Genomic DNA, 20837 nt, shown 5'->3' on the forward strand with positions numbered 1-20837 from the left:
GGCCTGCGCCTTGGCCGCGTCGCCCGAAGCCGCCGGAGCCGGGACCGCCCGCGTGGCCGCCGTAGCCGGCCGTGCCGCCGGGGCCGTGGTAGCCCGGCGCGAGGCCCGTGCCGGGGCCGAAGCCGCCCGGGCCCGGCAGGCCGCCGGCCGAGGCGACCGAGGTGGTGTCCGCCGGCCGCGTCCCGGGCGGGAACGGCGTGACCGCCGGGTCCTCCCCCGCCGGGGGACCGGGCACGGACGGGGGCCGCACCCACGGCGGCGGCACGGGGAGCGGTGGCGGCAAGAGGGTCGGCCCCACCGGGAGCGGCCGGTGGTCCGGCGTGATGGTCGTGGTGGCGGGGGCGCCCTCGAACTCCGGCAGCCGGTCGTGCACACCCCGGCTGGCGTCCTCGAAGCCGGTCATCACGCGCACCGCCTCGGCGTGCGCGTCCTGCTGCTGCCGCTTGGACGGCAGGTGGTCGTCGAGGAGCTGGTCCACCATGTACGCGCCCTGCGGACCGTCCAGCACGGACACGTCGCGGCCCTCGCGGAACCAGCGCTCCGCGGTCGGGTGCACCGGTTCCGGCATCCGCGCGCGGGCCTCGACCAGCGCCGACGTGTACGTGTCGAGGCCGTTGCCGACGCGGTAGGCGCGCTCGGACGCGTCCGTCGCCCACGACGTGAGCCGGTTCACCGACTCGGCCGCCGCACCCGCCGACGGGCCGCGCCAGGACTCCGCGAGCTGCCGCACGATGTGCTGCACCTCGTTCGTGGCGCTGTCCACCGCGGAGGCGAGCACCTGCCACTGCGCCGTGCGGGTGGCCATCAGCGGCACCTCGGCCGACATGACCATGTCCCACATCTGGCGGTGCTCGTACACCTTCCAGTTGATCTTGCCGAAGTTCTTCAGCCGCCGGTTGGCCTTGACCTGGCGCACCCGGCGCGCGCCGCGCTTGTTCACCCCTGCCGCCTCATGGCCTCGGCGATCATCGCGTCCTCGGCGCGGTGGGTCGCGCCGACCTGCCCCAGGGCGTCGCGCAGCGCGATCAGCTCGTCCAGGTAGGACTTCAGCGCCACCTGCACACCGCCGCCGACCGCGCCGCCGCGCTCCCGGAACGCCCGCCGCATGTGCAGCGCGACCGGGCCCTTGCCGTCGCCGATGGGCTCGCCGAGGTCCTGGGCCTGCCGCAACTGCTCGACCAGCACGTCCTGGAGCTGGTCGAGTCGGGCGCGGGCCTCCTCCAGCCGGTCGAAGTCCAACTCGATGCGGTCACCCGCCTCCGCCGTGATCCGCGCCGCACCCGCACCGGTGGGCCGCCGGACCTCCGCCGACCCGATGATTTCGTGCCCGCGCTCGTCGCGCAGTTCCTCGCGCAACCGCTTGGCGTCCTCGACACCGCGCACCCTGACCATGCGCACATCGTGGTCGTCGGGGGCGCGGGTGACCAGACCGGGTGCACAGCGGGAGCAGCGCCGGTGCACGGACGGACAAGCGTGTGCGAAAATCGTGCCCCGTGCCGTCACCTTCCGTTCACGCGCGGGCCGTGCTGCTCGCCGGCCCTTCCGGCTCCGGGAAGTCCCACCTCGCCGCCCTGCTGGGGTGGCCCGTGCTGCGCCTGGACGACTTCTACCGCGACGGCGACGACCCGCTGCTGCCGCGCGACGCCGCGGGCCGCGCCGACTGGGACGCCGAGGGCTCCTGGCACACCGACGCCGCGCTGGCCGCCGTGGTCGAGCTGGCCACCACCGGCTCGGTCGAGGCCCCGGTGTACTCGATCGGCGACAACGGCCGGGTGGGCTGCCACACCGTGACCGCGCCCGGCACGTTCATCGCCGAGGGGCTGTTCGCCGACCGGCTGGTGGCGGGCTGCCGCGACGCGGGCGTGCTGGCCGACGCGATCGTGCTCGCGCCGAACGCCCTGGTCACGTTCGCGCGCCGGTTCGCCCGGGACGTGGTCGAGGCGCGCAAGCCGGTGCCGTTCCTGCTGCGCCGGGGCCTGCGGCTGCTGGGCGAGCACGGTGACGTGGTGCGCCGCTGCGCGGACGCGGGCATGCGGCCGGTCGCGCCGCACCGGGCCCGCGCGGAGCTGGCCACGATCGGGTCCGCGCGCCCCGCCGCGGTGTAGTCGGCCCGGACCGCGGGTACCGGTCCGGCATGGCTGAGTTCGAGCGCGAGCAGAGGATTCCGGTCGACGCGGGCGCGGTGTACGACATCGCGCGGGACGTCGGCTCGATGGACGCCTGGCTGCCCGACGGGCTCCAGGTGGAGCCGAGCGGGCCGGAGCGGGTCACCGGGCGGGTGTCGATCGGCGACGACATCGACGAGGCCGAGGGCTACTTCACCGCCGACGCCGGGCAGCGCAGGCTGGAGTGGGGCGACCTGGACGGCGAGGGCTACTCGGGGTGGCTCCAGGTCGACGAGGACGGTCCGGGCGCGAGCCGCGTCGTGCTGCACCTCGACGTGCGCGGCGAGCACCCGGAGGCGGTCGGCGGCGAGGCGCACGAGCTGACCGACGAGTACCTGGGGCAGGCCCTCGACCGGTTGGCCGCGCTGGCCGCCGACCGCGTTACGTGAGCCTTTTCACCTGATCAACCAGCGAAAACACGTTTGAGCGACGCATAGTCTTGCCGCCGTTCAGCGTGGGCACGGATGAGGCCCCTGTTCACCACTAGGAGCCCTTTTCCGATGTTCCGCGCGTTGCGCGGCCGCAATTACCGCCGCTGGGCGTTCGCCGACCTGATCTCGGTGACCGGCTCGTGGATGCAGGTGATCGGCCTCAACTGGGTGGTGCTCGAACGCACCGGCTCGGCGACCTCCGTCGGCTTCTCCGTCCTGCTGGGGGCGCTGCCCTCGGTCCTGCTCGGCCCGTGGGCGGGGTCGCTGGCCGATCGCCTGCCCGTCCGCCGGGTCGTCCTGGCCTGCCAGGCGCTGCACGCCGTGCTGGCCGTGCTGCTGGCCGCGGTGGTGGCGGCGGGCGCGGCGATGCCGCTGGTGTTCGCGCTGACCGCCGCGGCCGGGCTGGTCACGGTGTTCGACGGGCCCGCGCTGGGCCGGTTCGGCGCGCAGGTCGTGCCCCGGGAGGACCTGGGCAACGCGGTCGCGCTGGGCTCGGTGCTCAGCTCCACCGGCCGCATCCTGGGCATGAGCACCGCCGCGGTGCTCGCCGCCGCCCTCGGCGCGCCGGCGTTGTTCCTGCTCAACGCGTTGAGCTTCGCGGCCGTGATCGTGGCCGTGGCGACCGTGCGGGGCGCGGAGCTGCACCCGCTGGCCGCCAGTCCGCCCGACCGGGTGGGCGTGGGCGCGGGCCTGCGGTACGTGCTGGGCAGCGGTCGGCTGCTCCTGCTGTTCGCGCTCGGGTTCGCGCTGTCCAGCCTGGGCCGCAACTACCAGGTCACGATGGCCGCGATGAGCCCCGACGCGGCGTCCTACGGGCTGCTGTCGACGGTGTTCGCGGTCGGCACGGTGCTGGGCGGGCTCGCGGCGGCGGCCCGGCGGGTGCTGACCGTGCGGCTGCTGCTGGTCGTGGCGTGCGCGACGAGCCTGCTCCAGGTGGTGAGCGGGCTGGTCCCCGGCACGCTCGGGTTCGCGCTCGTGCTGCTGCCGATCGCGGCGGGCGCGGTCGTCATCGACACCACGATGAGCACGCGCGTGCAGCTCGACACCGCGGAGGGGATGCGCGGCCGGCTGCTCGCGGTGAACTCCTCGGTCGGCGCGGCGGCGGGCGCGGTGGGCGCGCCGCTGCTGGGGTGGCTGTGCGAGCGGGTCGGCGCGCCGGAGACGCTGGTGCTCGCGGGCACGGTCACGCTGCTCGTGTCGGTGTTCGCCGCGACCGTGCTGGGCGCGCCGGCCGAGCGCCGCGCCGCCCTGGCGCACCGCGTCCTGCGCCGGTCCGGGCACGCGACGCCGCACCACCCGGCCCCGCCCGGCCACCCGCACGGCGTGACGCGTCCCCGGCGGTCCGGCGGCCCTTCCCGCCGGCGTACCCGCGTCCGGGTGTAGCGGGGCAGGTCCGTACGACGGACCCGGTGCGGCCATACGGTCGCACTGGGTAGCTGAAGATTCACACAGCGCATCGGACGCCGTTAGAGTCGGCACGTTTCCTGGGAGCGTTCCCAGAACCTCAACGAGGAGGTGAACGACGTGACGGCCCGACGATGGATCTCGCTGGCCGCGGCCGGTGTGGCCGGCCTGCTGGTCGCGGTGCTCGTGAACGTGGTCAGCCCGACGGCGGCGAACGCGCACGGCGCCATGATGAAGCCGGGCAGCCGGACCTTCCTGTGCTGGAAGGACGGCCTGAGCCCGCAGGGCAACATCGCCCCGCAGAACCCGGCGTGTTCCGCCGCGGTGTCCGCGGGCGGCACCAACGCCCTCTACAACTGGTTCGGCGTGCTGCGCTCCGACGGTGGCGGCCGCACGCGCGGCTTCATCCCGGACGGCAAGCTGTGCAGCGGCGGCAACCCGACGTTCTCCGGGTTCGACATCGCGCGCAACGACTACCCGGTGACGCACCTGACCGCGGGCGCGAACTTCGGCTGGTCCTACAACATGTGGGCCGCCCACCCGGGCACCTTCCACCTGTACGTCACCAAGGACAGCTGGAGCCCGACCCGGGCGCTGTCCTGGGACGACCTGGAGAGCACGCCCTTCCACAGCGTGACCAACCCGCCCGCGCGCGGGTCGGTGGGCACCGTGGACGGCCAGTACTACTGGAACGCGAACCTGCCGTCCGGCAAGTCGGGCCGCCACATCATCTACTCGGTGTGGACCCGCTCGGACAGCCAGGAGACGTTCTACAACTGCTCCGACGTCGTGTTCGACGGCGGCAACGGCCAGGAGACCGGCGTCGGCAACGGGGGCGGCGGCACCACGACGACGACCACCACCACCACGACCAGCACCACGACGACGACGCCCACGTCGACCACCACCACGACCCCGACGACCACCACGACGAACCCGCCGGGTGACGCGCACTGCATGGCGATCTACAAGATCACCAGCGCGTGGTCGGGCGGCTTCCAGGGCGAGGTCGAGATCATGAACCACAGCACGAGCGCCTACAACGGCTGGACCGCGAGGTGGACCTACGCCAACGGGCAGACGGTCAACAGCGTCTGGAACGGCGTGCGGTCCGGTTCCGGGTCCGAGGTGGTCGTGAAGAACGTAGACTGGAACAGGTCGGTGGCGCCCGAGTCGTCGGTGAAGTTCGGCTTCACGGCCGGTTACACCGGCACGAACTCGCTGCCGACGGTCACCTGCACCAGTCCCTAGTCGAGCCGGAAGCCGAACGGGAGCTCCAACCGGTGCCGGGCGAGCAGCTCGGCGTCGGCCAGGAGCTCCCGGGTCGGCCCGTCGGCCACCACGACGCCGCCGTCCACCAGGACGCTGCGCGGGCACAGCTGCACCGCGTAGGGCAGGTCGTGGGTGACCATCAGCATGGTGCGGTCCAACCGCAGCAGCACCTCGGCCAGCTCTCGGCGGGCCACCGGTTCCAGGTTCGCCGAGGGCTCGTCGAGCACCAGCACCTCCGGGTCGCAGGCCAGCACGGTGGCCAGCGCGACCCGCCGCCGCTGACCGCCGGACAGGTGCAGCGGCGACCGGTCGGCGAACCCCTCCATGCCCACCGCCTCCAGCGCCTGCCGCACGCGGGCGTCCAGCTCCTCGCCGCGCAGCCCGAAGTTCGCCGGGCCGAACGCCACGTCCTGCCGGACGGTGGGCAGGAACAGCTGGTCGTCGGGGTCCTGGAAGACGACGCCGACGCGGCGGCGGACCTCCCGCAGGTTCGCCTTCTCCACCGGCAGCCCGGCGACCTCGACCCGGCCGGAGCCGCCGCCGAGCACCCCGTTGAGGTGCAGCGCGAACGTCGTCTTGCCGGCGCCGTTGGGGCCGAGGACGGCGACCCGCTCGCCCCGCTGGACGACCAGGTCGATGCCGAAGAGGGCCTGGTGGCCGTCGGGGTAGGCGTAGGCGAGCCGGTCGACCACGAGGGCGGGACCCGACGCCGCGACCACCGCGCTCCCCCCGCCCGCGCCGCTCCTGTCGGGCATCCGGCCCGTCCAGCCGCGCGACACCATCGCCAGGTGCACCCTCTCACCGCGTTCGTAGGACCGGATGAACAGGCTGCCCACGCCGCGCGCGGTCGCGCCGAGCTGCCACAGGAACCTCGGGTCGTCGCCGCGCGAGACGCGCGCCACCCGCATCCGCTTCGCCTCGCCCACCACGACCTCGGCGTAGCGCAGCATCAGCGTGGCGATCGTGACCAGCACCGACGGCATCCGCAGCCGTTGCAGGCCGAGCAGCAGGTCGTGCGGCGCGGTCGTCGCGGCCAGGGTGAGCGAGGTCAGCAGGCCGAGCGTGCCCTTGGCCAGGATGTTCCACCCGGCCAGCGCGCCCTCCACCGACACCGGCAGGCCCAGCACGTCCACCCGCTCCCCCGGGCCGGTGAACGGCAGCACCAGCGCGAGCAGCACGAACGGCAGCTCGATCACCGAGCGGACGGCGAACCAGCCGACCGGGACCCGGGCCACCGCCCACACCGCGCCGAGGGCGAGCAGGTACGCGCCGAACGCCCAGTGCGCGTCGCGGGGCGTGGCCACCACGCACAGCACGCCCACGACCGTCGCGACGATCTTGACCTGCGGCGGGAGGCGGTGCACCGGCGAGTCGCCCGGCCGGTGCAGGAACCCGTGGTGCCCGGCGCTCACCTCGTGGTCGACCGCTTGCGCAGCAGCCAGAACAGGCCGCCCGCGACGGCGAGCGTGACCACCACGCCGACCACGCCGGCCAGGCCGGTGAACCGGTCGTCGCCGCCCAGCGCGTAGTCCGCGAGCGGTCCGCCGCCCAGCGGGTGGTCGGCGGCGTGCTCGGCGATGCCGTGCTCCTCGGTGACGTGGTCCAGCCCGTCCGGGTCCGCGCTCGCGAAGTACGAGACGACCCCCGCCAGCAGCAGGCTGACGACGGCGAACCCGAGGAAGAAGCGCTTCACTTCAGCTCCAGCTCCTGTCGTGCCCCGCGCAGCAGGTGCACGAGGTCGGGGCGGACCGCCGCGACCGCGGTCACGGTGACCGCCGTGATCAGGCCCTCGCCGACGCCGATGAGCACGTGCACGCCGAGCACCGCGACCGCCACCGTGCCGAGCGCGACCCCGCCCTGCCCGCCGATCGCGTACTCCAGGACGAAGCCCGCCGACGCGAGCACCGTGTTGACCAGGGCGGACACGAACGCGACCGCCGCCAGACCGCCCCTGCCGCGCCGGGCGAGCCCGCGCAGCGCCACCGCGGTCAGGTAGCCGACGGCGGTGCCGATCAACGCCATGTTGGTGATGTTCGCGCCCAGCGCCGTCACGCCGCCGTCGGCGAAGAACAGCGACTGCACGACCAGCACGATCGTCACGCACAGCGCGCCGACCCACGGCCCGACCAGGATGGCGGCCAGCGCGCCGCCCAGCAGGTGACCGCTCACGCCCGGCAGCACCGGGAAGTTCAGCATCTGGGTGGCGAACACGAAGGCCGCCACGAGGCCGGCCATCGGCGCGGTCCGGTCGTCGAGGTCGCCGCGCGCCTTCGCCAGCGCCACGGCCACCCCCGCCGCGGCGACCGCCACGAACAGCAGCGACGTCGGCGCGTTGAGCAGGCCGTCGCTCATGTGCATCGCCACGGGTTCGGTCACGGCTCCACGCTAGTTGCCGGTCCGCTGCTCTGGCCAGCTCAGTGCAACAACAAAAGAAGTGCAGGTGATCACGCGCACCGCCACGCCCGCCGCGGTCCCGATGTCGATCCGCGTCCACCCGCCCCCGGGACCGGTTCACTCGAAGAGGTGAAGGCGCTGATCCGGCGACGGCAGGCCGACCGGTGGTGCACCGCGTCGTGCCGGCCCGACGGGTCGTCCGTCCGGTGGCCCGGCCACCGGCCACCGGACGGCGGCCCGCCGGGGACGATCACGCGGGCGCCCCTCGCCGCGGGTTGCCACTATGCTCTGCCTGCGATGACTCTCACCGACCGGCTGCCGCCGACCCCCGAGCCCGACCTCCTCTACGACGCGTTCGCCGAGTGGGCGTCCGACCGGGGGCTGTCGCTGTACCCGGCGCAGCAGGAGGCGCTCATCGAGATCGTCTCCGGCTCGAACGTCATCCTCAGCACCCCCACCGGCTCGGGCAAGTCGCTGGTGGCCACCGGCGCGCACTTCGCCGCGCTGGCCGAGGGCAAGCGGACGTTCTACACCGCGCCCATCAAGGCCCTGGTCTCCGAGAAGTTCTTCGCGCTCATCGACACGTTCGGCGCGGAGAACGTCGGCATGATGACCGGCGACGCGAGCGTCAACGAGACCGCGCCGATCATCTGCTGCACGGCCGAGATCCTGGCCAACATCGCGCTGCGCGACGGCACGGCGGCCGACGTCGGCCAGGTCGTGATGGACGAGTTCCACTTCTACTCCGAGCCCGACCGGGGCTGGGCGTGGCAGGTGCCGCTGATCGAGCTGCCGCAGGCGCAGTTCCTGCTGATGTCGGCGACGCTGGGCGACGTCTCGTTCTTCGAGAAGGACCTGACCCGGCGCACGGGCCGCACGACGACGACGGTCCGCTCCGCCGAGCGCCCGGTGCCGCTGAACTTCCAGTACGTCACCACGCCGCTGCACGAGACGATCGAGGAGCTGCTGCACGGCCGCGAGGCCCCGGTCTACGTCGTGCACTTCACCCAGGCGTCCGCCCTCGAACGCGCGCAGTCGCTGATGAGCGTCAACGTCGCCACCCGCGCCGAGAAGGACGCGATCGCGGCGATGATCGGCCGGTTCCGCTTCACGTCCGGCTTCGGCAAGACGCTGTCGCGGCTGGTGCGGCACGGCATCGGCGTGCACCACGCGGGCATGCTGCCGAAGTACCGGCGGCTGGTGGAGCAGCTGGCCCAGGCGGGCCTGCTCAAGGTCATCTGCGGCACGGACACGCTCGGCGTGGGCATCAACGTGCCGATCCGCACGGTGGTGTTCACCGCGCTGTCGAAGTACGACGGGCAGCGCACCCGGCACCTCAAGGCGCGCGAGTTCCACCAGATCGCGGGTCGCGCGGGCCGCGCCGGCTACGACACCGTGGGCACGGTCGTGGTGCAGGCCCCCGACCACGTGGTGGAGAACGAGAAGGCGCTGGCCAAGGCGGGCGACGACCCGAAGAAGCGGCGCAAGGTGGTGCGCAAGAAGGCGCCCGAGGGCTTCGTGTCGTGGAGCGACCAGACGTTCGAGCGGCTCAAGAACGCCGAGCCGGAGCCGCTGACGTCGAGCTTCCAGGTCAGCCACGCGATGCTGCTCAACGTCATCGGCCGGCAGGGCAACGCGTTCGCCGCGATGCGCCACCTGCTGGAGGACAACCACGAGGACCGGCCCGCGCAGCGCCGTCACGTCCTGCGCGCCATCCAGATGTACCGGGGGCTGCTGGCGGCGGGCGTGGTGGAGCGGCAGGGCGACGACATCCGCCTGACCGTGGACCTCCAGGTGAACTTCGCGCTCAACCAGCCGCTGTCGCCGTTCGCGCTGGCCGCGGTCGAGCTGCTGGACAAGGAGTCGCCGTCGTACGCGCTCGACGTGCTCTCGGTCGTGGAGTCCACCCTGGACGACCCGCGCCAGGTGCTGTCGGCGCAGGAGCACAAGGCGCGCGGCGAGGCCATCGGGGCGATGAAGTCCGAGGGCATCGAGTACGACCAGCGGATGGAGCTGCTGGAGGAGGTGACGTACCCGAAGCCCCTCCAGGAGCTGCTGGAGGCCGCGTTCACCACCTACCGGCGCGGCCACCCGTGGGTCGCCGACCACCACCTGTCGCCCAAGTCGGTGGTGCGCGACATGTTCGAGCGGGCCATGACGTTCGCCGAGTACGTGTCGTACTACCAGCTCGCGCGGTCCGAGGGCCTGGTGCTGCGGTACCTGGCCGACGCCTTCAAGGCGCTGCGGCAGACCGTGCCCGAGGACGCGAAGACCGAGGAGCTGAGCGACCTCCAGGAGTGGCTCGGCGAACTCGTGCGCCAGGTGGACTCCAGCCTGCTCGACGAGTGGGAGAAGCTCCGGAACCCGGACGACGACCCCGAGAAGACGGTGCAGGACGACGTGCCGCCCGGCGTCACGCGCAACCTGCGGGCGTTCCGGGTGCTGGTGCGCAACGCCCTGTTCCGGCGGGTGGAGCTGGCCGCGCGCCGCAACTACTACGAGCTGGGCCAGCTCGACGGCGACTCGGGCTGGACCGCCGAGGAGTGGCAGGACGCGCTGGACCCGTACTTCGAGGAGCACGAGGACATCGGCCTCGGTCCCGACGCGCGCGGCCCGGCGATGCTGCTGATCACCGTCGAGCCGGAGCGCTGGCTGGTGCGGCAGGTCTTCGACGACCCGGCGAAGGACCACGACTGGGGTTTCAGCGCCGAGGTGGACCTGACCGAGTCCGACGAGGTCGGCACGGCCGTCCTCCACATCACCGAGGTGGGAAGGCTGTAGGGGGCCATCCGGTGGTACTCCGGTACGGGCGGGAGCACCAGCATGTCCCAGGGTCGGTCGGTGTGGACGGAGGCGGGTGACGCTGTCGCGGGACGAGTTCGGCGTGCTGGGACCGCTCCTGGTCCGCCGCGACGGCCGCCCGGTCCCGATCACCGCCGCCAAGCACCGGATCGTCCTGGCCACCCTGCTGCTGGGCGCGAACCGGTCCGTGCCCGCGGGCGACCTGATCCGCCGGGTGTGGGGCGAGTCGCCGCCGGACCGGGCGGGGCAGACCCTGCCGGTGTACGTGATGCGGCTGCGGCGCGCGCTCGGCGACCCGCAGCTGATCCGCACCACGCCCACCGGCTACCGCATCGACCTGCCGCCCGGCGCGTTGGACCTGCACCGCTTCGAGGAGTGGTCCGCGCGGGGCGCGGAGCTGGCGGCGGCGGGTGACCTCACCGCGTCGTGCACGGCGTACGAGGACGCGCTGGGCTGCTGGCGGGGCGCGCCGCTGGCCGACGTGCCGTCCGGGGCGCTGCACGAGGCGGAGGCGCCGAACCTGGCCGAGCAGCGGCTGCGGGTGACCTCCGAGCTGGTGGACGTGAAGCTGCGACTGGGCCGGTGCGACGAGGTGATCCCCGACCTGCGCAGGCTCACCGCGCAGCACCCGCTGCGGGAGCGGTTCTGGTCGCAGCTGATGGTGGCGCTGTACCGGGTCGACCGGCAGGCCGACGCGCTGGACGCCTACCGGCAGGCGTCGACGGCGCTGGCGCGCGAGCTGGGCGTGGACCCGAGCGACTCGCTGCGCGCGGTGCACCACGCGATCCTCACCGGTGACCCGGCGCTGCACCGGCCCGCGGCGGGCACGTGGGCGCCGGTGTCGCAGCTGCCCGCGCCGGTCGGCAACTTCGTGGGCCGCACCGCGGAGATGACCCGGGTGAAGGGGCTGCTGACGCGGGCCGCGGCGACCGTGGTGGTGTGCGGGCTACCGGGCGTGGGCAAGACGGCGTTCGCGATCTCCGTGGGGCACGCGGTGCGCGACCGGTACCCGGACGGGCAGCTGTACGCGAACCTGCGCGGGTACTCGACGTCGCCGCCGCTGACGACGTCCGCGGTGCTCGCGCGGTTCCTGCGGGCCATGGGCGTGCGGTCCGACCACATCCCGGTGGGCGAGGAGGAGCTGGTCCGCAACTACCGGGCGCGGCTGCGCGGCCGGCGGGTGCTGATCACCCTGGACAACGCCGCGTCCGTCGAGCAGGTGCTGCCGCTGCTGCCCGGCGACCCCGGCTGCTCGGTGCTGGTGACCAGCCGCAACGAGCTGCGCCGGCCGCTGCGGGCGACGACCGTGCGGCTGGACGTGCTGCGCGGCGACGAGGCGTGGAAGCTGCTGGCCCGCTCGCTCGGGCCGGAGGCGGCGGTGGCGCAGTTCGACGCGATCGGCGAGCTGGCCCGGCTGTGCGGCTACCTGCCGCTGGCGCTGCGGATAGCGCTGGGCAACCTCGTCGGCGCCCCGCACCTGGACGTCGCGGCCTACGTGGACGACCTGCGCGGCGGCGACCGGCTGACGGCGCTGGCCGTGGACAACGACGACACGGCGGCCGTGCGGCGGGCGTTCGACCTGTCCTACCGGGCGCTGACGCCCGACGCGGCGCGGCTGTTCCGGCTGACCGGGCTGCTGCCGGGGCCGGACTTCAGCGTGTTCGGCGCGGCGGCGCTGCTGGACGCGCCCGAGGCGGTGGCGCGCAGGCTGCTGGAGGACCTGGCGTCGGCGCACCTCGTGCAGCGGGTCGGCGCGGACCGGTTCGCGGTGCACGACCTGCTGCACGACTACGCCGCCGACCGGGCCGAGGCGGCCTGCGAGGACCTGGGCGCGGCGCGGCGGCGGCTGTTCGACTGGTACCTGCGCACCGCGGTCGAGGTCGGCGACGTGCTGTACCCGGAGCTGGGCGTGTCCGGGCCGCCGCGGATGAACCCCGAGGTGGCGCGGGCGTGGCTCACGGCGGAGCGGGCGAGCGTGCTGGCGGCGACCGAGCACTGCGCCGAGCACGGGCCGCGCGAGCTGTCGTGGCAGCTCATCGACGCGGTCAGCGGGTACTTCGGGTCGCACGGGCACCACGTGGAGTTCCTGCACGCCATCGACGCGGCCCTCGGCGCGGCGCGCGCGGCGGGCGACCACGACGCGGAGACGTCGATGCTGGTGTGGCTGGCCGCCGAGCACCGCAACCTCGGCAACCTGCGGGTGGCGCAGCGCTACCTGGCGGAGGCCCGGCCGGTGGGCCGCCTGGTGTGGCTGCACACCGGCCTGGACGGCGTGGTGAACGTGGAGCTGGGCGACTTCGCGGCGGCGACCGCCGCGTTCGACCGGATGGAGTCGCTGACCGGCGAGGACTGGGCGGGCCCGCACGTCCGGATCGGCGTGCTGGCGGGCCGGGGCGCGGTGAGCCTGGTGCGGGGCGACCCGGAGGGCGCGGCCGGGCTGCTGACCCGGGGCCTGGCCCTGGCGCGGGCCGCGAACGGGGCGAACGTGGAGGCCACCTGCGCGGCCCTGCTGGCCCGGTGCCGCACGGCGACGGGCGACCACCGGGGCGCCGTCGACCTGCTGCGCGGCGCCCTCTCCGCCTGGTTCCGCACGGGCGCCCGGCACGCCCGCGCCGAGGGCATGGCGCACCTCGCCGCCGCCCTCTGCCTGGCCGGCGAGCACCCGGAGGCCCTGCGCACCGCCCAGCGCGCCCTCGCGCTCGTCCAGGAGCTGGGCGGCAGCCCGCGCATCGAGTCCGAGGTGCACAACTCCCTCGGCCTGGTCCTGCGCCACCTGGGCAAACCGGCCCGCGCCGTGGCCGCGCACCTGCGCGCGCTGGAGCTGGCCGACTCCTGCGAGTACCGCTACGGCGTGGTCCGCTCGCACGCCCACCTGGTGCGCGCCCTGGTCGCGGAGGGCCGCCGCGCCGAGGCCCTCCGCCACGCCCGGATCGGCCACGACCTCGCCGCGCGCGGCGGTTTCGGCCTCGTCGAGCGCACGACCGCCGAGGCGATCGCCGAGTTGACGTGACGTGCGTTTCCGCGGTGTTTCGGTGTGCGGGACCAACTGAGACCACTGCCACGAGCCGTTGACCCGCCCCACCACCGGCGGGAACATCGGGTTTCGATGCTTCTTGAGCGTGTTTGGGGGATCTCATGACGACCGATCCGCACGTCGCCCTGGCGCGGATCGCGGAAGGGGTGCCCCGGGGTCCCGACGAACTGGTGTCGGTGCTCACCGAACTGGCGCGGATGGCCGACGAGTGGTCCGACGCGGTGCGCCGGTTGCAGGAGCCCACCCGCCGGTTCGTGGGCAGCGCCGCCGCCGCGTCGGTGTCGCTGGCCGCCCGGCGGGCCGAGGAGGCGTCCCTGGAGCTGGAGATGACCCTGGGTGACGCGCAGGCGGCGCGGCGGTCATTGCCCCTGACCACCCCCAGGGGTGAGGATGGGCGTCCACTGGTCTGATCGACGACGCCCGACCACCGCATTGGAACTCCATGACCTCAGGACTCCCCTGCCCCCTCTGCGAGGGCCCGGAGCGCCGGGGGGCGCTCGAACGGACGCTGCGGGTGCTCGCGGTCGACGACGAGGCCCCCGCCCTGGACGACCTGGTCTACCTGCTGCGCTCCGACCCGCGGGTGGCGCACGTGGAGGCGGTGGGCGACGCGACGAAGGCGCTGCGCACGCTGCACCGGGCCATGGACGCCGGGCAGCCGGTGGACGCGGTGTTCCTCGACATCCGGATGCCGGGCCTGGACGGGCTGGACCTGGCGCGCGTGCTGTCGCGGTTCGCGCAGCCGCCGCCCATCGTGTTCGTCACCGCGCACCAGGAACCGGCGGTGGAGGCGTTCGAGCTGAAAGCGCTCGACTACCTCCTCAAACCGGTCCGACCCGAACGGTTGGCCGAATCCGTTCACCGGATCGTGCACGAGGTGCTCGATTCCAAATCACCGGAGCCGGCGCCGGTCGCGCCCGCGGAAAAAGCGCCGGACGTGGGTGACGAGGTCATCCCCGTCGAACTCGGCGGCATCACGCGGTTCATCCGGCTCGCCGACATCCGGTACGTGGAGGCGCACGGCGACTACGCCCGCCTGCACACCGCGACCGGCAGCGGGCTGGTCCGCGCCGCCCTCAACGGGCTGGAGGAGCGCTGGCGGTCCGCCGGGTTCGTGCGCATCCACCGCAGCCACCTGGTGTCGCTCGGGCACATCGACGAGCTGCGCCTGGAGGACGGCCACCTGAGCGTGAACATCGGGGGCGCGGTGCTGCCGGTGAGCCGGCGGCACGCCCGGCACCTGCGGCAGCTGCTGGTGCGCCGCAACCGGCAGCCGCTGTGACCGGCCCGACCCCGCCGAAGCCGACCCCGCCGAGGCCGACCCCCCGGCGGCCGGAACCGCCGAAGCCGGAGCCGGCGCCGCCGAAGCAGCGGGTGGTGGTGACGAGCCCCCGCACGCGCGCGCCGCGCGCGCCCCGCCCGTACCCGGCGTCGCGGGAGATCGACGAGCAGAGCGAGCTGGGCGCGGTCTACATGAGGTCGCTGATCCGCACCCAGCGGCGGCTCGGGCTGCTGCTGTGCGCGGTGGTGTGCGGCAGCGTGGCGGCCCTGCCGCTGGTGTTCGCGCTGGCGCCGTCGATCGCCGCGCAGCGCCTGTTCGGCCTGCCCCTGCCGTGGCTGCTGCTCGGCGTGCTGGTGTTCCCGGTGTTCGTGCTGGCCGGCTGGTTCTACATCCGGCAGGCCGAGCGCGGCGAGCGCGAGTTCGCGGAGCTGGTGGAACGTTCGTGAGCAGCACCTACGGCATCATCGCCGTCCTGGTCGTGGCGATCGGCACGGTCACGGTCGGCACCTACGGGCTGCGGATCTCGCGCACCACGTCGGACTTCTTCGTCGCCTCGCGGACGGTGTCGCCGTGGTGGAACGCCTCGGCGATCGGCGGCGAGTACCTGTCGGCGGCGTCGTTCGTGGGCATCGCCGGGCTGATCTTCGCGCACGGTCCGGACATGCTGTGGTTCCCGGTCGGCTACACCGCCGGCTACCTGGTGCTGCTGGCGCTGGTCGCGGCGCCCCTGCGCCGCAGCGGCGCGTACACGCTGCCCGACTTCGCCGAGGCCAGGTTCGCCTCGCCCGCGGTGCGCGCGGTGGCCTCGATGTTCGCGCTGGGCATCGGGTGGCTGTACCTGCTGCCGCAGCTCCAGGGCGCGGGCCTGACGCTGAACTACGTGACGGGCGCGCCGGACTGGGTGGGCGCGCTGGTGGTGGCGGTCGTGGTGACGTCCAACGTCATCTCCGGCGGGATGCGCAGCATCACGTTCGTGCAGGCGTTCCAGTACTGGCTCAAGCTGACCGCCATCGCGGTGCCCGTGGTGTTCCTGGTGATGGCCTGGCACGCGCAGGGCGCGAAGGAGCTGGCCGGGCCGGAGTTCCCCGAGTTCCCGGAGCGCACGACGGTGTCGTTCGACACCGGCACCGCGTTCCACGTCTCGGAGACGACGCCGTTCAGCGGCACGGGGGTGGTCGACGGGCAGCGGGTCGACGGCGGCGGCGCGCTGTCCGTGGGCGACCACACCGCCGACGCCGGGACGCGGCTGACGTTCTCCCAGGGCTCGGCGGTGCCGCACGTGCGGTCGATCCCGACGAGCACCAACGAGGTGTGGGCGCTGCCGATGCGCGGCGGCGAGCGGTTCCCGCTGTACGCGGTGTACTCGCTGATCATCGCCACCTTCCTGGGCACGATGGGCCTGCCGCACGTGATCGTGCGCTTCTACACCAACCCCAATGGGCGGGCGGCGCGGCGGACGACGCTGATCGTGCTGGGCATGCTCGGCCTGTTCTACCTGATGCCGCCGATCTACGGCGCGCTCGGCCGGCTCTACACGCCGGAGCTGCTGATGACCGGCGACACGGACGCGGTGGTGCTGGCGCTGCCCGGCCGGGTCGTCGAGGGGCTGGGCGGGCAGCTGCTGGGCGCGCTGGTGGCCGGTGGCGCGTTCGCGGCGTTCCTGTCCACCTCGTCGGGCCTGATGGTGTCGCTGGCGGGCGTGCTGAGCCGGGACGTGCTGCGGCTGCGGTCGGTGCGCGGGTTCCGGGTGTCGACGGTGCTGGCGGTGGTCGTGCCGCTGGGCATGACGTGGCTGGTGGGCAAGGTGCCGGTGGCGGACATGGTGGGCCTGGCGTTCGCGGTGGCCGCGTCGTCGCTGTGCCCGCTGCTCGTGCTGGGCATCTGGAGCACCCGCATCTCCACGGCGGGCGCGGTGGCCGGGATGCTCGCGGGCGGGGTGCCCGCCCTGGTGGCCGGTCTGGTGACGATCAGCTCGCGCGGCGCCGACGCGTGGTACCACGTGTTCCTGGCCCGGCCCGCGGCGTGGACCGTGCCGCTCGGGTTCGTCGTGATGTTCGCGGTGTCGCTGCTGACGCCGCGCAGGGTGCCGCCGGGGGTGAACCACGTGATGGTGCGGTTGCACGCGCCGGAGAACCTGGGACTGCGCAGTCAGGACCGGTTGTGACCGCGGTGTGGACGGTGGGCGCGATACTGCTCGCCGGGCTCGCCGTGGTGATCACGCTGTGGCGCACGTCGTTGTCCCGCAACGACTTCCTCACCAACGAGCAGCGGATCACGTTCGAGACGCTGCACACGGCGTGGTCGGCGGCGCCGCCGCTGCGCGCCGGGCTCGTGCCGGAGGCGGCGAAGAAGTCGGCCCGGCACCTGCGCACGCTGCTCGGCACGCCCGCGCTGGCGCTGACCGACGAGACGGAGGTCGTGGCCTGGGAGGGCGGCGGCGGGCACCACGCGGCCGAGGTGATGCGGCTGGCGGAGGACGTGTTCGGCACCGGCCGCACGCGGGCGTTCGACATCACCTGCACGACCGCCGACTGCCCCGTGCACACGGCGGTGCTGGCGCCGCTCACCGTGGAGGGCCGGGTGGTGGGCGTGCTGGCGGCGTACAGCCGGGAGGCGTCGGCGGGGCTCGTGCGGGCGACGAACGAGGTGGCGCGGTGGGCGTCGGGCCAGCTGGAGCTGGCCGAGCTGGACCGGTCGCGGACGCGGTTGGTGGAGGCCGAGGTGCGCGCGCTGCGCGCCCAGATCTCCCCGCACTTCATCTACAACTCGCTGTCCGCCATCGCGTCCTACGTGCGGACCGACCCCGAGCGGGCGCGGACCCTGCTGCTCGACTTCGCCGACTTCACCCGCTACTCGTTCCGCCGGGCGGGCGACTTCACCACGCTGTCGGAGGAGCTGAAGTCGATCGACCAGTACCTGGCCCTGGAGCGGGCGAGGTTCGGCGAGCGCCTGAAGGTGACGTTGCAGATCGCGCCGGAGGTCCTCCCGGTGACCGTCCCGTTCCTCTGCCTGCAACCGCTGGTGGAGAACGCGGTCCGGCACGGCATGGAGGGCAAGGTCGGGCCGGGCCACATCACGATCCTCGCCGCCGACGCGGGCCAGGAGGCGCACATCACCATTGAGGACGACGGCATCGGCATGGACCCCGACGCGCTGCGCCGCACTTTGGCGGGTCAGGTCGGCGCGACGGCGGGTATAGGTCTGGGCAACATCGACGAACGGCTGAGGCGCTGCTACGGCGACGACTACGGTCTCGTCGTGGAGACCGCGCAGGGGATGGGGACGAAGATCAGCGTGCGGGTGCCGAAGTACTCGGCGGGCGTGCACGCCTGACACGGCTTCGGTCCGCCTTCCGGCACGGGGCTCTCGTCCGGAGCGGCGACCGGAGGTGCGCGGGGTGGGGCGTGCGGAAGGCTGGTCCCGCCGCCGCGGGACTAAGCCGCCGCGAGCGGGCCGGGGGTGAGGGCGGCGCGGCCGGCGGCGGTCAGGCGGGCGCGGCTCCACTCGGACACGGCCACGCGGGTGGTCGGTTCGAGCAGGCCCGCGCGGACCAGGGCGCGGGCGGTGCAGGGGTCGCTGAACGGCAGGGCGTCGACCCGGGCGTCGGGTTCGGCGCTGCCGGTCAGCTCCACGCGGTCGGCGGCGGTGGCGCGGAGCAGGGCGAGGTCTCTTCGGGACAGGTCGGTCATGGTGGGACACCTCCTGGGGGGAACACGGGCGAGCGGGCGCCCCGGTTCAGCGACTGGGACGCCCGCTCGTGGTCCGTCTTTCCCTAACCGGCCGCGCGGGCGCCCCGGCGCTCCGCGGCCTCCAGGACCAGCCGCAGCCACTCCGCGTCGTCGGACGCGCCCTCCGCGACCACCCGGCGCAGGCGCAGCCACAGGCCCGCCTCGGTCCACTCCTGGAACCGCCGGTGCACCGTCGGCACGGTGACGCCGAACGTCGCGGGCAGGTGCCGCCAGGCACAGCCGCTGGTCAGGACGAACACGATCGCGGTGAAGATCGCCCGGTCCGACACCCGGCCGCGGCCACCGCCCTGGCGGCGGACCTTGGCGGGTGGGATGAGCGGTTCGACCGCGGCCCACAGGGCCGGCGGCACGAGGCGCACCGCCAACTGCTCGATCACGTCCGCGTGCGGCGGACGGGGAGGCGCTTCCGGCGCCCGGCGGACCCACGGCTCCTGCCGCTGGGCGTCACCGCGCTGGCGGGCGCGCAGCAACATCGCCAGGGCGGCGTCGTCGGTCCTCCGGGGCGCGACCGCCGGGTGCTGGTGGTGCTGCACCTGGCGGGCGATCTCGGCGCCCACCGTTCGCCCGAACGGTTGCACAGGTCGTACTTGGTTGCTCATCAGGTCCTCCGCCCAGGACTGTCGTGATGCCCATCACGCTAGGAAGTCGGACGCTCACTGGTAAGGGAACGCGCGCCGAACGGGGCGGTCGAGCGTCACGCGGCCACCAGTGCTCCGCCGAACGGCGTTACCAGCGCGACGAGCGGATGAGCGGTCACTCCCCGATGCCGGTCGCCGGGGATACGCTCGGGGGGTGACCACCCCGCCACGCCTCCTCGCCACCAGCGACCTGCACGTGACGTACGAGCAGAACCGCAAGTTCGTCGATGCGCTTCGACCGCACTCCCCCGCCGACTGGCTGATCGTGGCCGGTGACGTGGGTGAACGCTTCGACGACGTCGAGTGGGTGCTGAGCACGCTGCGCGGGCGGTTCGCCGAGGTGGTCTGGTCCCCCGGCAACCACGAGCTGTGGACCACCAAGGACGACCCGGTGCAGGCGCGCGGCGAAGTGCGCTACAAGCAGCTGGTGGAGCTGTGCCGCAGCATCGGCGTGCGCACGCCCGAGGACGAGTTCGCGGTGTTCGAGGGCGCGGGCGGCCCGGTGGCGGTGGCCCCGCTGTTCACCCTGTACGACTACACGTTCCGGCCCGCCGGGACCTCCGACAAGGCGTCCGCGCTGGCCGTGGCGCAGGAGGCCGGGATCATCTGCACCGACGAGTACTTCCTGCACCCCGACCCGTACCCGAGCCGCGAGGCGTGGTGCGCGGCGCGCGTGGAGGAGACCGAGCGGCGGCTGGAGGCGGTCGACCCGTCGCTGCGGACGGTGCTGATCAACCACTGGCCCCTCGTGCGCGATCCCACGTTCGTGCTGCGGTACCCCGAATTCGCGTTGTGGTGCGGGACCGAGAAGACGGCCGACTGGCACGTGCGGTTCCGGGCGGCGGTCGCGGTGTACGGCCACCTGCACATCCCGCGCACGATCCGCAAGGACGGCGTGCGCTTCGACGAGGTCTCGCTGGGCTACCCCCGCGAGTGGCAGCCGCGCGGCTGGACCGCCGCGCCGCTGCTGGACGTGCTGCGCGAAGGGGACGCCCGGTGATCACCGACCTGCTGCTCCCGCCGGTCTCGGCGGTGGACTTCTTCGGCGACCCCGACGGGGTGGTGCTGTTCCCCGAGGAGGAGGAGCACGTCGCCAAGGCCGTGGACAAGAGGCGCAAGGAGTTCGCCACCGGCCGGCACTGCGCGCGCACGGCGCTCGCGGGCCTCGGGTTCCCCCCCGTGCCGCTGCTGCCCGGCCCGAGGCGCGAGCCGACGTGGCCCGCGGGCGTGGTCGGCAGCATCACCCACTGCAAGGGCTACCGGGCGGCGGCCGTGGGGCGCACCGACGAGGTGTGGACCATCGGCATCGACGCCGAGCCGAACGAGCCGACGCCCGACGGCGTCCTGGAGGCCATCGCCGTGCCCGGCGAGCTGGCCAGGATGCCCGGGCTGCGCGCGGCGGGCGACAAGGTCGCCTGGGACCGGCTGCTGTTCAGCGCGAAGGAGACCGTCTACAAGGCGTGGTTCCCGCTGACGCGGGCGTGGCTGGGGTTCGAGGACGCCGAGGTGACCATCAACCCGGACGACGGCACGTTCAGCGCGCGCGTCCTGATCGAGCCCCCGGTGGTGGACGGGACCACCCTGGACGGGTTCACCGGGCGGTGGCTGGCCCGGGAGGGGTTTGTGGTGACCGCGATCGCGGTACCCGCGCGCTGATCACCGGCGA

At 73.8% G+C, this 20837-nt stretch carries 19 protein-coding genes and 2 pseudogenes; 13 read left to right on the forward strand and 8 right to left on the reverse strand.

Annotated features, from left to right (window positions below; all coding sequences use genetic code 11):
* A partial coding sequence (locus ACR807_RS14945; RefSeq protein WP_438921904.1) for a PPE domain-containing protein occupies window positions 1-940 on the reverse strand: 940 nt, incomplete at its 3' end.
* On the reverse strand, window positions 937-1392 hold the full coding sequence (locus ACR807_RS14950) for a hypothetical protein (protein WP_438921905.1): 456 nt from the start codon (window positions 1390-1392) through the stop codon (window positions 937-939). The genes ACR807_RS14945 and ACR807_RS14950, both read right to left, overlap by 4 nt.
* A 101-nt stretch (window positions 1393-1493) precedes the next feature.
* Here ACR807_RS14950 and ACR807_RS14955 point away from each other — a divergent pair, with 101 nt between their 5' ends.
* From ACR807_RS14955 to ACR807_RS14970, 4 genes are all read left to right on the forward strand, one after another.
* A complete protein-coding gene (locus ACR807_RS14955; protein WP_438921906.1) occupies window positions 1494-2105 on the forward strand; it encodes a uridine kinase family protein in 612 nt (203 codons plus the stop codon).
* Between the two features lie 29 nt (window positions 2106-2134).
* On the forward strand, window positions 2135-2554 hold the full coding sequence (locus tag ACR807_RS14960) for an SRPBCC family protein (protein WP_438921907.1): 420 nt from the start codon (window positions 2135-2137) through the stop codon (window positions 2552-2554).
* Between the two features lie 111 nt (window positions 2555-2665).
* Entirely contained in the window at window positions 2666-3979 is a 1314-nt protein-coding gene (locus ACR807_RS14965) for an MFS transporter (protein ID WP_438921908.1), read from the forward strand.
* Between the two features lie 141 nt (window positions 3980-4120).
* Window positions 4121-5251, forward strand: a complete 1131-nt coding sequence (locus ACR807_RS14970) for a lytic polysaccharide monooxygenase (protein WP_438921909.1) — start codon at window positions 4121-4123, stop codon at window positions 5249-5251.
* Here ACR807_RS14970 and ACR807_RS14975 read toward each other — a convergent pair.
* The 4 genes and pseudogenes from ACR807_RS14975 to ACR807_RS14990 form a co-directional block, all read right to left on the reverse strand.
* Entirely contained in the window at window positions 5248-6027 is a 780-nt protein-coding gene (locus ACR807_RS14975) for an energy-coupling factor ABC transporter ATP-binding protein (RefSeq protein ID WP_438921953.1), read from the reverse strand. The two genes, ACR807_RS14970 and ACR807_RS14975, sit on opposite strands and share 4 nt — an antisense overlap.
* Before the next feature lie 60 nt (window positions 6028-6087).
* A pseudogene (locus ACR807_RS14980) lies at window positions 6088-6684 on the reverse strand (energy-coupling factor transporter transmembrane component T family protein); the annotation flags it as partial.
* On the reverse strand, window positions 6681-6965 hold the full coding sequence (locus ACR807_RS14985; protein ID WP_438921910.1) for a PDGLE domain-containing protein: 285 nt from the start codon (window positions 6963-6965) through the stop codon (window positions 6681-6683). The gene ACR807_RS14985 and the pseudogene ACR807_RS14980, both read right to left, overlap by 4 nt.
* Window positions 6962-7648: an energy-coupling factor ABC transporter permease gene (locus ACR807_RS14990; protein ID WP_438921911.1), complete on the reverse strand. Its 687-nt coding sequence runs from the start codon at window positions 7646-7648 to the stop codon at window positions 6962-6964. Before ACR807_RS14990 ends, ACR807_RS14985 begins: the two co-directional genes overlap by 4 nt.
* A 315-nt stretch (window positions 7649-7963) precedes the next feature.
* Between ACR807_RS14990 and ACR807_RS14995 the strand changes: the two genes are divergently transcribed.
* The 7 genes from ACR807_RS14995 to ACR807_RS15025 all read left to right on the forward strand — a co-directional run bounded on the left by ACR807_RS14995 (window position 7964) and on the right by ACR807_RS15025 (window position 18117).
* Window positions 7964-10447: a DEAD/DEAH box helicase gene (locus ACR807_RS14995; RefSeq protein WP_438921912.1), complete on the forward strand. Its 2484-nt coding sequence runs from the start codon at window positions 7964-7966 to the stop codon at window positions 10445-10447.
* A 76-nt stretch (window positions 10448-10523) separates the two neighbouring features.
* Window positions 10524-13478, forward strand: a complete 2955-nt coding sequence (locus ACR807_RS15000; protein WP_438921913.1) for an AfsR/SARP family transcriptional regulator — start codon at window positions 10524-10526, stop codon at window positions 13476-13478.
* Between the two features lie 125 nt (window positions 13479-13603).
* Window positions 13604-13912: a hypothetical protein gene (locus tag ACR807_RS15005; protein ID WP_438921914.1), complete on the forward strand. Its 309-nt coding sequence runs from the start codon at window positions 13604-13606 to the stop codon at window positions 13910-13912.
* A gap of 32 nt (window positions 13913-13944) precedes the next feature.
* Window positions 13945-14784 carry a LytR/AlgR family response regulator transcription factor gene (locus tag ACR807_RS15010; protein WP_438921915.1) on the forward strand — a complete coding sequence of 280 codons (840 nt, stop codon included), beginning with the start codon at window positions 13945-13947 and terminating at the stop codon, window positions 14782-14784.
* Between the two features lie 95 nt (window positions 14785-14879).
* Window positions 14880-15230 carry a DUF485 domain-containing protein gene (locus ACR807_RS15015; RefSeq protein ID WP_438921916.1) on the forward strand — a complete coding sequence of 117 codons (351 nt, stop codon included), beginning with the start codon at window positions 14880-14882 and terminating at the stop codon, window positions 15228-15230.
* Window positions 15227-16948 (forward strand): sodium/solute symporter, encoded by a 1722-nt coding sequence (locus ACR807_RS15020; RefSeq protein WP_438921917.1) that lies wholly within the window; start codon window positions 15227-15229, stop codon window positions 16946-16948. The genes ACR807_RS15015 and ACR807_RS15020 overlap by 4 nt, the downstream gene beginning before the upstream one ends.
* Window positions 16945-18117 (forward strand): sensor histidine kinase, encoded by a 1173-nt coding sequence (locus tag ACR807_RS15025; RefSeq protein WP_438921918.1) that lies wholly within the window; start codon window positions 16945-16947, stop codon window positions 18115-18117. The genes ACR807_RS15020 and ACR807_RS15025 overlap by 4 nt, the downstream gene beginning before the upstream one ends.
* 101 nt (window positions 18118-18218) lie before the next feature.
* Here the strand turns inward: ACR807_RS15025 and ACR807_RS15030 are convergent, their stop codons facing one another.
* Both ACR807_RS15030 and ACR807_RS15035 read right to left on the reverse strand, forming a co-directional pair.
* Complete coding sequence (locus ACR807_RS15030) at window positions 18219-18473, reverse strand: hypothetical protein (RefSeq protein WP_438921919.1); 255 nt, start codon at window positions 18471-18473, stop codon at window positions 18219-18221.
* 95 nt (window positions 18474-18568) lie between these two features.
* A pseudogene (locus tag ACR807_RS15035) lies at window positions 18569-18910 on the reverse strand (transposase); the annotation flags it as partial.
* Between the two features lie 415 nt (window positions 18911-19325).
* Between ACR807_RS15035 and ACR807_RS15040 the strand changes: the two are divergent.
* Together ACR807_RS15040 and ACR807_RS15045 are read left to right on the forward strand one after the other, a co-directional pair.
* Window positions 19326-20171, forward strand: a complete 846-nt coding sequence (locus ACR807_RS15040) for a metallophosphoesterase family protein (RefSeq protein ID WP_438921920.1) — start codon at window positions 19326-19328, stop codon at window positions 20169-20171.
* Window positions 20168-20827, forward strand: a complete 660-nt coding sequence (locus ACR807_RS15045) for a 4'-phosphopantetheinyl transferase family protein (protein WP_438921921.1) — start codon at window positions 20168-20170, stop codon at window positions 20825-20827. The genes ACR807_RS15040 and ACR807_RS15045 overlap by 4 nt, the downstream gene beginning before the upstream one ends.
* The last annotated feature ends 10 nt before the right edge of the window (window positions 20828-20837 follow it).

It is taken from the genome of Saccharothrix sabaoui, from assembly GCF_051756985.1.
Lineage (GTDB): Bacteria > Actinomycetota > Actinomycetes > Mycobacteriales > Pseudonocardiaceae > Actinosynnema.

What these genes read in the sequence shown, in the direction of transcription:
- ACR807_RS14965 (WP_438921908.1), top strand. Translation starts at nt 2,666, where the DNA reads ATGTTCCGCGCGTTGCGCGGCCGCAATTACCGCCGCTGGGCGTTCGCC.
- ACR807_RS15010 (WP_438921915.1), top strand. Translation starts at nt 13,945, where the DNA reads ATGACCTCAGGACTCCCCTGCCCCCTCTGCGAGGGCCCGGAGCGCCGG.
- ACR807_RS14950 (WP_438921905.1), bottom strand. Translation starts at nt 1,392, where the DNA reads ATGGTCAGGGTGCGCGGTGTCGAGGACGCCAAGCGGTTGCGCGAGGAA.
- ACR807_RS14960 (WP_438921907.1), top strand. Translation starts at nt 2,135, where the DNA reads ATGGCTGAGTTCGAGCGCGAGCAGAGGATTCCGGTCGACGCGGGCGCG.
- ACR807_RS15030 (WP_438921919.1), bottom strand. Translation starts at nt 18,473, where the DNA reads ATGACCGACCTGTCCCGAAGAGACCTCGCCCTGCTCCGCGCCACCGCC.
- ACR807_RS14975 (WP_438921953.1), bottom strand. Translation starts at nt 6,027, where the DNA reads ATGCCCGACAGGAGCGGCGCGGGCGGGGGGAGCGCGGTGGTCGCGGCG.
- ACR807_RS15005 (WP_438921914.1), top strand. Translation starts at nt 13,604, where the DNA reads ATGACGACCGATCCGCACGTCGCCCTGGCGCGGATCGCGGAAGGGGTG.
- ACR807_RS14995 (WP_438921912.1), top strand. Translation starts at nt 7,964, where the DNA reads ATGACTCTCACCGACCGGCTGCCGCCGACCCCCGAGCCCGACCTCCTC.